The following is a 10,759-nucleotide window of genomic DNA, read 5'->3' on the forward strand; positions in this document are numbered from 1 at the left end:
TTGCCCGAGCGCAAGACGAAGGCTGTGCCTGAAGTAAGAGGATAAGCAAAGCACTGCTTTGCCCGAGCGCAAGACGAAGGCTGTGCCTGAATTAAATATATTAAGTGAGTAAGCTGTGATCCACGTTATTTTATATGAGCCTGAAATTCCTGCAAATACAGGCAATATCATTCGTCTGTGTGCCAATACCGGAGCACAGTTGCATTTGGTCAAACCGCTGGGTTTTGAGTTGGATGACAAAAAGCTGAAACGTGCCGGTCTGGATTATCACGAATATGCCAATATGCAGATTTGGGAAAACATCGAAGACTGTCTGGCCGATTTGGCAAGCAAAGGCATTGGGCTGGATGCAATCTATCCATTGACCACCAAAGGTTCTGAAACACCGCATACTTCGGATTTAAACCGTCCTGTGGCCTTGTTAATGGGTCCGGAAACTCGTGGTCTGCCTGAACATGTTCGTATGATGTTTCCGCAAAAGCACTGGATTCGTTTACCGATGGCAGAGAACTCGCGAAGTCTGAACCTGTCAAATGCCACTGCAGTAATTGTCTACGAAGCTTGGCGTCAGCAGGGTTTTAAAACGCTTTAAGCGGAAATTTGTGATGATTCTAAAAGCTGCCTTTGGGTGGCTTTTTTATTTTGTGTAACAAATAGATAAACTGCTTTTCACTTCGTTGTATGCTTGAATTTATAACTTTATCAAATATAACAAAAGGTGCAGCTTTGAAGCCTCTAGTAAAACTTGTCATCGCATGTTGTCTTGGAACTGTTGCGGCTTCCGTGAATGCGGAAGAGGGCAGTGCTGCCACATCGGCAACAAAGGAAGTTCAACCCATTACTCAAGCGGAAATACAGCAGGGTTTGCTCAACATGCAAAAACGCTTAGATACGCGTATTGAAAAATGGGGGCAGAGCCTGAATTCAGATGATTTTCAATGGACCTGGCGGGGGCGTAAATTAAAGCCCGCCAAGCGTGAAGAAGTCTGTGATATTTTTCAGGATGTTGTGGATGAAATGTATCAACTGGCTATCAAAAATAGAGCCCGTTTAGGTCCGGAAGAGCAAAAGTTATTGTCTAATCGCAGTCTGTTTATTGAGAAACTGGGTTATGAAAATAATCGGGTCAATACCCAGATGGGTTTTGATTGTTATTTACATTAGTAAAATCAAAACATGACAGACATAAAAAAGGCGCATGAAGCGCCTTTTTTATTTGAATTGAAAAGATATTATTTATCGTCAAATTCATTGTGCTGAGGAGCTGGGTGCTTGAAGCCTTTGGTTTTATAACCCAAGTACAAGATACCGCCAAATGCCCAGATCAGACCATATTTAAGCGAAGCTTCATCGACTTCTAGCCACAATGCAAAGACTGAAATGAAGCCAAGTAAAGGAACCACGACAAAGTTCATGATCTCTTTAGCACTCTTGGTACGACCATCACGTAATGCATAACGTGAAATCACCGACAAGTTGACGAAACTGAATGCAGTTAAGGCACCAAAGCTGATCAATGACACCACAAAATCAAGATCCATAAAGCCAGCAGTTAAAGCTACTGCACCAGCGATTAAGATGTTGTATGAAGGTGTATAGTTTTTCGGGCTAATATGACCAAAGATCTTCTTGTTGATCACGCCATCACGACCCATCACGTACATCAGACGCGATACACCCGCATGTGCTGAAATACCAGAAGCCATAACTGTCACAATTGCGAAGTAAAGTACGACTGTCTTAAACGCCACGCCACCGACAGCTTGTAAAATATCCGGCTGTGTTGCAGCGATATCTTCAAAGTAAGTTTTTGGATCATTCGGGAAGAAGATCTGCATGAAGTAAGTGCTGATGATGAAGATGATACCTGCCAATAATGCAGTCAAGAAAATCGCTTTAGGTAAGGTTTTCTCAGTATCTTTGGTTTCTTCAGCCAGAGAACTTAAGGAGTCAAAACCTGTGAATGAGAAGCACAGTAAGGTTGCACCGGTAATCAGGGCAGCAACAGAAGTAAACTCATTCCAGAATGGCTCTAAACTCCACAGTTGATACTTTGCATCGACCAGTGTGCCATCTGCATTTACGCCACCTTCCAAAAGTTGGTAAACCATCCAGGTGAAGTATGCAATGACGCCCAATTGTACGAATACAATCATACTGTTGAAATTGGCAACAAATCTCGCACCGCGAAGGTTGATCGCAGTCATAAAGGCGGTTAAACCAATGACCCAAACCCAATGGTTCATATCTGGGAAAAGTGCTTCCAGATAAATCACCGCCAGAATGATATTGACCATTGGCGATAACAGGTAATCCAGTAAGGATGACCAACCCACCATGAAACCTACGTTTGGGTGGATGGATTTTTGCGCATAGGTATAGGCCGAACCCGAAGAAGGGTAGCGACGAATCATATGACCATAACTCAAGGAGGTTAACAAAATTGCAATCAGTGCAAAAATGTAAGAGGTGGGAACGTGGAAGTTACTTTCTTCAGATACCAGACCAAATGTATCAAACAAGGTCATGGGTTGAATATAAGCTAAACCAATAATAATGATGTGCCAGAGTCCCAGCGTTTTTTGCAGTTTAGCTGCCGATTGAGTCCCAGAGATATTAGTCAACGGCGTTATCCTCTTAATCGTTGATCAAGGATCAGTCATATTTATAAGGATCGTTTGAGACGAACGATCCCCCCTACAGTTTTCTATAAAAGTCCGCCAATCTACTTGAAAAGAACGGCTTTTGCTAGCTATTTTTTTGACTTTTGTCCTGCATAAAATGTGCCATTCAAAAAAAGAAATCGAATTTTTTCTTATGCAAGATAAAAGCCTGATGTTTAAAAAAACATCAGGCTAGAATTTCGGCTATATTGGCTTATTTTTCAGTAATTACCAAGCCTTTTTTAAGATAGATTTTAAATCTTCCAGGGTGGCTTCTTTCGGGTTATAAATGATGGAACCATCATTCAGGGCTTTCTCTGCCACTTCATCGAGCTGGGCTTCAGAAATCTTACCGGTTTCACGTAATGTGCGCGGTAATTTGGTGAGACTGTAAATGCGGTCACGCATGGTTAGAATCGTTGCAATGGTTTTGTCAGCACGTAGATGCGCTGGCGTTTGTGCATAAATATCGGCACCCGCCAAAGGCAGGAGCAAATCTGCGATTTTATCGCCATTGACCTCTTTATTGTATTCCAGTACATAAGGCAGGAATAAGTTCATGCATAAACCATGCGGCAGGTGTACCACTGCACCCAATGAGTGCCCCAGTGAATGCACAATGCCAACCATCGAGTTGGAAAATGCAATTCCCGCCATGGTCGATGCCTGAGCCAGTTCTAGACGGCCTTGTGCATCGGAAGGATTGTCTAGTACATTAAATAGGTGGGTACTGATCTTCTTGACTGCTGCAGTCGCATAAGCATCCGAAATTGGATTGGCTGCCATGCAGGTATAAGCTTCAACCGCATGGGTCATAGCATCCATTGCGGTCATGGCGGTTAAATGCGGCGGCAAGGTCTGGGTCATGCGGGGATCCAGAATTGCAGCATGCGGCATCAGGTAATAAGAGGCGAACGGCATTTTGACGTTCTTTTCAGTGTCCGACACGACAGCGACCATGGTCACTTCTGAACCTGTACCAGACGTGGTTGGAATCACAAAGAACGGTTTCAGCGGTTTAGGCAGGTTGTGAGCACCTGAATATTTCAGCAGGTCATCACCGCCTTCAGAGACCAGAATATTGGTTGCCTTAGAGGTATCAATGACTGAACCACCGCCCACGGCAATGATCGCATCACAATGATTTTCGCGATACAGCTTTGCTGCACTGCGTACTGTACCCAAGCTAGAGTCGGGTGGTACATCATCAAAAATCGCTACAATTGCAGCATCCGCCATTTCAAATGCAGCTTCAATCGGTGCCAGCAGATTGTTGGCGCGTACACCTTTGTCGGTAATGATCAGCGGACGTTTGGCCCCCAAAGTCGCAAGTTCAAACGGAATATGTTCTAACGCGGCATGACCGGCAATCACTTTGACCGGACAGAAAAATTCATAATAAGGTTTAGCCATGTTATACACTCCGTTTCAAATAGGATTGAGCGATTTTCAGATAAATGCTGCTCGCTTCGCTTAGTTTTTCTTTTAGGCTCAGATTGCTTGGATATTCTTTCACTGCCAGTTGTGCCACCATTTTCGGCAAAATCAGTGCTTCCATTTTATTCAGGCAGCGTACCAGACGAATGGCATTGGAAATATCGCCATCAGCAATCATGCGGTCATGGGCAAAAGCCTGTGAGGTGCTTTCCTGAAAAGAAAACACCAAAAAGGCATGATGCAGATGTTTAAAGGTAATGATCAAATCAGGTGCTTTTTCCAGATTTTTGACCAGTTCCAGTTGTTTGTCCTCAGTGACCCGCGCCACAAAGGCTGGGCCATGCGGAAAGACTTTCATGGAAAGAGTAAAATTTTCTGGAAAGTGGGCCACTTCCTGTTTGATTTCTTCATCCACCTGACTTGCCATGACCAGACCTCGGCCAATCACATCCATCATGAGTTTGACATAGGCAAGCTGCAAAGCGGGTTTTACGGATTTAGTCGCAATCACGTGATGATCCCTATCTCAATATTATTAGTTTAGAGTAAATACTCTAATTTATTTGGGGTTGAAATGCAAAGGCTTTATCTTTGCTCGACAGTTATTTGCTTAAAGTACCCGCTGTGGCGCAAAGTTTCAATAATTTCAGTGCACAACTGGCTAAACTGGGGTGGTTGTTCGAGCAGGTCACTCATGCGTACCATTTCCAGTCCTGCATAGCCACAAGGATTGATGGTGTTGAATCCGCTCAGATCACAATCCAGATTTAGGGACAGACCATGGTAGCTACGGCCTTTGCGAATTTTAAAACCGAGTGAGCCGATTTTACGTTCAGCCACATATACACCAGGTGCATCCGGTTTGGCATAGGCATCAATGCCATATTTTTTTAGCAAATCAATCATCAGGTTTTCAGCATAAGACACCAGGGTGCGCACATTCCAGCCCAGACGATTCAGGTCAAACATGAAGTAAGCCACCAATTGACCGGCACCATGCCAGGTCACCTGACCACCACGATCGGTCTGAATCACCGGGATATTGCTCGGTATTAGAATATGTTCCGGTTTTCCTGCCTGACCTTGAGTGAGTACATCCTGATGTTGCAAAATCCACAATTGATCCGGGCTATGTTCATCACGGGTTTCCGTAAATGTTTTCATTTCCAGAAAACGATCTTCATAAGATGTGAGGTCGTGATATTGACGAATGACCAGCTCGGGCTTTTGCAGCACATCAGTCACAGGGAGTGTCCTTAGTAATTATAAAAACTGATCATAATTATAATGGCTTCGGCATGAAATAGGGGCGAGATCTGCAATATTTAAGCGCTAGCTCAGTCATTGTATAGGCATAAAAAAACACGCCCGGAAGCGTGTCTTTTTCATTTTTGATTAGAGTGCGGTTTTAATCAGCGGACAGGCGGCCAAATCTGCATACACTGCATGCACCTGTTCCAGTTCCAAAAAACGCAGTTGTGCAGTAATGGAATGATATTTGCCAGTACGTGATGGTGTAATACTGACGCTATCACCTTCAAAATCTGGAAAATGTTTTAGAAAAATGTCGATGACAGCGTGACGCAATTCATCGCCCGCAAGGCCAATCAGTTTAATCGGATAATCCATAGGGAAAACCCAAAGATGTTCTTGAAGTTCACGAGATGGTGTACGGTCTAACATGGTAGTCCCCCTAATTTTAAACGCCTGCAATCATGCAGGCGTTTGGGTCTGTCTTGGCTACTTAAATGGAGACTGATGATCAAATTTCAAGTCTCCACATCAAGTATCAAATCTTAATCATTCTCAAGGAATGAACGTAAGTGTTCTGAACGCGATGGATGGCGAAGTTTACGCAGTGCTTTGGCTTCAATCTGACGAATACGTTCACGTGTTACGTCAAACTGTTTGCCCACTTCTTCCAAAGTATGGTCGGTCGGCATGTCGATACCAAAACGCATTTTCAGGACTTTGGCTTCACGTTCAGTCAGGTTTTCCAGAACTTCACGTGTTGCTTCTTTCAGGCCTTCAGACGTTGCCGCATCAATTGGTGAAGTGATGTTGCTGTCTTCAATGAAGTCACCCAGATGTGAATCTTCATCATCACCGATCGGTGTTTCCATCGAAATCGGTTCTTTGGCGATTTTCAGTACTTTACGTACTTTAACTTCGTCCATTTCCAGGCGTTCGCCCAGTTCTTCAGGCGTCGGTTCACGACCCATTTCCTGTAGAAGCTGACGAGATACACGGTTGATCTTGTTGATCGTTTCAATCATGTGTACCGGAATACGAATGGTACGTGCCTGATCCGCAATCGAACGGGTAATCGCCTGACGAATCCACCAAGTGGCATAAGTCGAGAATTTATAACCACGACGGTATTCAAACTTGTCTACGGCTTTCATTAGACCGATGTTACCTTCCTGAATCAGATCCAGGAATTGCAAGCCACGGTTGGTATATTTCTTCGCAATCGAAATGACCAGACGTAAGTTCGCTTCAACCATTTCTTTCTTGGCACGACGTGCTTTGGCTTCACCGACAGCCATACGTTTGGCAATGTCTTTAATACCTTTTACATCAAGACCAAGCTCTTTCTCGATATCGGCAATTTTTTGCTGGAAGGCCAATACGTCTGGACGTACTTTTTCCAGATAAGCTTTCTGGTCTGCAGGTGTTTTCGCAATCTGCTCATCTAACCAGGCTGGATTCGATTCCTGACCCGGGAAGCTGGTACGGAACTGGGTACGATCCATACGGCCACGACGTACTGCATAGCGCATCACTTCACGTTCTGCACCACGAATCTGGTCATGGGTACCACGAATCATTTCAGAAATGATATCGAATAGACGCGGGGTAAATTTGAACATCATGAATACAGTTGCAAGTGCCTGAAGAGCTTCTTCAGCCTGTTTGCTGTCACGACCATGTTTTTCAATGGTTGCTTTGGTATTCAGCCACGCATTTTCCAGTTCAGTGAAACGCGCTTTAGCAATTTCAGGATCTGGACCAGAATCTGCTTCTGATTCATCATCAGAATCTGCTTCTTCTTCCTCTTCATCATCGTCCAGTTTTACATCTTTAGTCGATTTTTTCGAGTCAGTCTCATCTTCAGCAAGAACCGCTTCTTCTTCTAGAACTTCAGGAATTTCTTCATCTGATTCAGGATCTAAATAACCTGATAAAAGGTCAGCAAGACGGCGTTCACCCGCTTCATAATCTTTGTATTCTTGCAGTACCACTTCTACCGCATTCGGCCAGTAAGCAATCGAGTGCAAAACATCACGAATACCTTCTTCGATGCGTTTTGCGATGCTGATTTCGCCTTCACGAGTCAGAAGTTCTACTGTACCCATCTCACGCATATACATACGTACAGGGTCAGTGGTACGACCTGGCTCGTTTTCTACCGAGGCAAGTACGGCTGCAGCTTCTTCTTCTGCAACTTCATCCGCCGCTTCTGCAGTATCTTCGAACATCGTATCATCAGATTCAGGCGCGCGATCATGTACCGGAATACCAACGTCATTCAGCATCTGAATGATGTCTTCAATCTGCTCGCTTTCTGTGATGGAGTCCGGCAGATGATCGTTAACCTCAGCGAAGGTTAAATAACCTTGTTCTTTGCCTCGGCTAATCAGAGCCGCTACTTGAGAAGTAGGGGAAGTCATATCGCTCATCTTTTGCTTACTCTTCGTTGAATCTGTGGCAGTAAAAAACCGTACAATGCTGCACGATTTAAGCTCGTTAAATTTAGTGAATAGCCTACATATTTCATCAGTGAATTCAGCATTAAAGCTGTCTGATAAAATATTTAAAATGAAATTCAGTAATTTAAGATGGGGGTGAATTTGTTGTTTTCAAGTTCATCCCATGCGTGTCTGTTTATGACTCAAAAAAGGAGAATCAAAAAACATAAGGACGCAGGGTGGATTATATCATGGCACACAATTGAGACAGAAAAAACCCCTAATTACAAATTAAAAATACGAAAATCCAAATAAAACTTGACTTGTTATTTTAGGCACGATAAATAGCGCTTAAATCCTTTTACATTTTTCACTCATGAGGAAGTTTTAGTGTCTTCTACAGATTTTGAACTAGATGATAACTTCGGTGAAGATGATGTTAATTTCGATGAGGCTTCTAGCAAGCTCAGTGCTAAAGAGTCGTTGGAAAAACGTCGTCTGATCGATGATCTGCTGACCCAACGTCGTTTAGAGCGCGAACTCAAAGATTTTGACTATGACTTCGACGATGATGACGATTTTGACGACGAAGATTAACGAATTCGGATTTAGCATAGCCTGAATAAATGCTATGCTAAACCTTTCGGTTTTCTAAGTTTGGATGTTAGATGAGTGCTTTAGATTTAGACCTGTTGAGTGAATATCTAGATGGTGACCAAAATGAACATGGTCTAGATTTCGCGGCAACCCATGGTTTCTTATGTGCTATTGCAGTAGGCCCAAAATTCGACAAATGGTTAGACGAACTTTTTGATAGTAATCAAAAGAAAGTGCCTGCAGAAATCATCACTCAGGTGCAAGCATGGTTAGAGTCTATTCGTCAAAGCTTAGCCAATGAAGAAGGGATTACGTTCCCGTTTGAAATTGAAGAAGCAGATACTGAATCAAGCTTGGGTGACTGGAGTGTGGGCTTTGTAGACGCCATGTTCCTAAACGAAGACGCTTGGTTTACTGAAGAATTTGAAGAACAACTGGTGGATTTAACCCTGCCAATCATGGTCTTCAGCGGCATTGATGATGAAGATCCACAAATGGAAACTTTCCGTCGCAATGGTCAGTTAATGGATGAACTTGCAGAAGAAATTCCAGAAAACTTAAATGAATTGTATCTGATGTATCACACTCCAGAATAATTCATAAAAAAAGCACCGCAGGGTGCTTTTTTTAGCTTTGGCCTTTTTGCATCTTTGAGATCTACTCGACCCTATTTTCTTTCCAAGCCTGTACGCTTCGCCAGACTATAGCGTGCATAAGCATTGTAGGCGATATGAAACAGCAAGGCATGTAAGGCAATGCTTGCAGCTACCAGGAATGAATTTGTTCCTCTTCCTGTATAGGTGATGGTTCTATAAATCTCATCTGTCTGCGGGTTCATCCAGATGACCACAACTAAAAAGATAAACCCGAATGTCATGGCAATAATAGTGGAGCCCCAGACCAGTTTGCTTTTCTCTTGCTGAGTCGGCAAACGAAGTTCTTTCTTAACAAAGTATCGGGCACTGAGAAAGGCAGAAGCAATCAGGGCAGGAATCAGCAGAATGGCGCCCAGATTGAATACATAGATGAATATGCCTACCAATAGAACCAAGGTCAGATAAACGGTGGCAAAATATTTAAGATAATGCGACATCGTTTTAATCTCCTTAAGGGATCTTCCTCAGGATGGACGATTTTTACGCTGCTGTCTACGGTAGAAAATCCAGATAATAATTACCACAACAATGGCAATAATCACATAACTGACTTTACTGAAAATTTGCTGCATCAAATGCTGGTTTTCGCCAAAATAAAATCCGACACACGCCAAAAATGTGGTCCAGATGATGGTTCCAAGTGCGCTATAAAACATAAATTTCCAGAAGGGCATATGACTCATGCCAGCAGGAATGCTGATCAGCGAGCGAACCGCAGGAATCATGCGGCCAAAGAACACAATCCGGTGACCATAATGCTCAAACCAACTCAATGATTTTTTTACATCTTCTGATTTAATAAATAAATATTTGCCATAACGATCGACAAATTTAAAAATAGAATCATGGTTAAATTTATAGCCAATCCAGTACAGCAAGGCGGCTGCCAGCAGGGAGCCGATACAGCCGGACATGATTACCCCGACGAGTATTAACTCGCCCTGAGAGGCTGAATAGCCCGCGGAAGGCATAATAATTTCGGAAGGGATTGGCGGGAAGACATTATCCAGGAACATGAGCAGAGCAATGCCCCAGTAGCCCAGTTGCTCCATAACGGAAATAATCCATTCGGTCAGATTCATATGATTGGCAAAATAAAAAATACTGCCTGTATCCTAAGCAGTATTTTTTGTGCGGTAAAGTCTTGGAATATAAATGATCAGGCAGAATTAGCTATGCGTCAGGGTATAAATATAAACTTTACGTAAGAAATAGGCCAAGCAGATCGGCAAAATACTTAGCAGGATAAAATGCATGATGCTGGTATTGATATGGTAACCAATGAAAAGCGCCAAGATCGCGCCAATAACGGTTCCCAAGATAACGACGAACAGATGTGATTGCTGTTCAAGCTCTTCAGAAATTTGATGAAGCCGTTGCAACTTTATATTTTCTTTTGGTTGAAATTGAACCAGATTGTCTGAATCTCGAGCAAGTGAGCCTGCCATTTTATATTCCTTTTCACTTAAAAATTTCAGTTAATAATGAAAGACTTAGATTGTAAATTACCGTATCATTAGACTAACAATCTTGTTTGGAAAAAAATGAGGTTCTTGGTAAGGAATTGGTAAGAGTTTTATTGCTGTTGTGATTTTTATGTAAACAAAAAACCCTCCGAAGAGGGTAATGCCAGTCAGTTAAGCAGACATTAGAAAAATGTAGTAAAAATGAGTGTATGCCAATACGCTCATTTTTTTTATGACTTTATCTGAAA

The 10,759-nt window shown here is 42.8% G+C and carries 13 protein-coding genes; 4 read left to right on the top strand and 9 right to left on the bottom strand.

Annotated elements, in window-relative coordinates; all coding sequences use genetic code 11:
• The first annotated feature begins 115 nt into the window (after positions 1-115).
• Both NI469_RS14890 and NI469_RS14895 read left to right on the top strand, forming a co-directional pair.
• Positions 116-592 carry a tRNA (cytidine(34)-2'-O)-methyltransferase gene (locus NI469_RS14890; RefSeq protein WP_253175624.1) on the top strand — a complete coding sequence of 159 codons (477 nt, stop codon included), beginning with the start codon at positions 116-118 and terminating at the stop codon, positions 590-592.
• 89 nt (positions 593-681) lie between these two features.
• On the top strand, positions 682-1,164 hold the full coding sequence (locus tag NI469_RS14895; protein ID WP_129716272.1) for a hypothetical protein: 483 nt from the start codon (positions 682-684) through the stop codon (positions 1,162-1,164).
• Positions 1,165-1,232: 68 nt separating this feature from the next.
• Here the strand turns inward: NI469_RS14895 and NI469_RS14900 are convergent, their stop codons facing one another.
• From NI469_RS14900 to rpoD, 6 genes are all read right to left on the bottom strand, one after another.
• The gene (locus tag NI469_RS14900; protein ID WP_004280630.1) at positions 1,233-2,624 is read right to left on the bottom strand and encodes an APC family permease; all 1,392 of its coding nucleotides are present in this window, start codon (positions 2,622-2,624) and stop codon (positions 1,233-1,235) included.
• 267 nt (positions 2,625-2,891) lie between these two features.
• Positions 2,892-4,076 (bottom strand): iron-containing alcohol dehydrogenase, encoded by a 1,185-nt coding sequence (locus NI469_RS14905; protein WP_004280629.1) that lies wholly within the window; start codon positions 4,074-4,076, stop codon positions 2,892-2,894.
• Between the two features lies 1 nt (position 4,077).
• Positions 4,078-4,611 carry a hypothetical protein gene (locus NI469_RS14910; protein WP_004645797.1) on the bottom strand — a complete coding sequence of 178 codons (534 nt, stop codon included), beginning with the start codon at positions 4,609-4,611 and terminating at the stop codon, positions 4,078-4,080.
• Between the two features lie 74 nt (positions 4,612-4,685).
• Positions 4,686-5,345, bottom strand: coding sequence for a lipoyl(octanoyl) transferase LipB (lipB, locus tag NI469_RS14915; protein ID WP_253175625.1), 660 nt, complete (start codon positions 5,343-5,345; stop codon positions 4,686-4,688).
• 150 nt (positions 5,346-5,495) lie between these two features.
• Complete coding sequence (locus NI469_RS14920) at positions 5,496-5,783, bottom strand: YbeD family protein (RefSeq protein ID WP_004280625.1); 288 nt, start codon at positions 5,781-5,783, stop codon at positions 5,496-5,498.
• 113 nt (positions 5,784-5,896) lie between these two features.
• Positions 5,897-7,831: an RNA polymerase sigma factor RpoD gene (gene rpoD, locus NI469_RS14925; protein ID WP_224215688.1), complete on the bottom strand. Its 1,935-nt coding sequence runs from the start codon at positions 7,829-7,831 to the stop codon at positions 5,897-5,899.
• Positions 7,832-8,182: 351 nt separating this feature from the next.
• Between rpoD and NI469_RS14930 the strand changes: the two genes are divergently transcribed.
• The gene (locus NI469_RS14930; RefSeq protein WP_004280622.1) at positions 8,183-8,389 is read left to right on the top strand and encodes a PA3496 family putative envelope integrity protein; all 207 of its coding nucleotides are present in this window, start codon (positions 8,183-8,185) and stop codon (positions 8,387-8,389) included.
• A gap of 71 nt (positions 8,390-8,460) precedes the next feature.
• On the top strand, positions 8,461-8,985 hold the full coding sequence (locus NI469_RS14935; protein WP_004280621.1) for a YecA/YgfB family protein: 525 nt from the start codon (positions 8,461-8,463) through the stop codon (positions 8,983-8,985).
• A 71-nt stretch (positions 8,986-9,056) separates the two neighbouring features.
• Here NI469_RS14935 and NI469_RS14940 read toward each other — a convergent pair whose 3' ends face one another.
• The 3 genes from NI469_RS14940 to NI469_RS14950 form a co-directional block, all read right to left on the bottom strand.
• Complete coding sequence (locus NI469_RS14940) at positions 9,057-9,482, bottom strand: ABZJ_00895 family protein (RefSeq protein ID WP_086044565.1); 426 nt, start codon at positions 9,480-9,482, stop codon at positions 9,057-9,059.
• A gap of 27 nt (positions 9,483-9,509) precedes the next feature.
• A complete protein-coding gene (locus NI469_RS14945; RefSeq protein ID WP_004731893.1) occupies positions 9,510-10,127 on the bottom strand; it encodes a DedA family protein in 618 nt (205 codons plus the stop codon).
• Positions 10,128-10,214: 87 nt separating this feature from the next.
• A complete protein-coding gene (locus NI469_RS14950; protein ID WP_004280617.1) occupies positions 10,215-10,493 on the bottom strand; it encodes a hypothetical protein in 279 nt (92 codons plus the stop codon).
• Positions 10,494-10,759: the final 266 nt, after the last annotated feature.

This window comes from Acinetobacter lwoffii, from assembly GCF_024129735.1.
Classification (GTDB): Bacteria; Pseudomonadota; Gammaproteobacteria; order Pseudomonadales; family Moraxellaceae; genus Acinetobacter; species Acinetobacter lwoffii_H.

Bases quoted from the DNA above. Each gene is read 5' to 3' on its own strand.
- NI469_RS14950 (WP_004280617.1), bottom strand. From the start codon at position 10,493: ATGGCAGGCTCACTTGCTCGAGATTCAGACAATCTGGTTCAATTTCAA.
- NI469_RS14940 (WP_086044565.1), bottom strand. From the start codon at position 9,482: ATGTCGCATTATCTTAAATATTTTGCCACCGTTTATCTGACCTTGGTT.
- NI469_RS14945 (WP_004731893.1), bottom strand. From the start codon at position 10,127: ATGAATCTGACCGAATGGATTATTTCCGTTATGGAGCAACTGGGCTAC.
- NI469_RS14895 (WP_129716272.1), top strand. From the start codon at position 682: ATGCTTGAATTTATAACTTTATCAAATATAACAAAAGGTGCAGCTTTG.
- NI469_RS14905 (WP_004280629.1), bottom strand. From the start codon at position 4,076: ATGGCTAAACCTTATTATGAATTTTTCTGTCCGGTCAAAGTGATTGCC.
- NI469_RS14935 (WP_004280621.1), top strand. From the start codon at position 8,461: ATGAGTGCTTTAGATTTAGACCTGTTGAGTGAATATCTAGATGGTGAC.
- NI469_RS14920 (WP_004280625.1), bottom strand. From the start codon at position 5,783: ATGTTAGACCGTACACCATCTCGTGAACTTCAAGAACATCTTTGGGTT.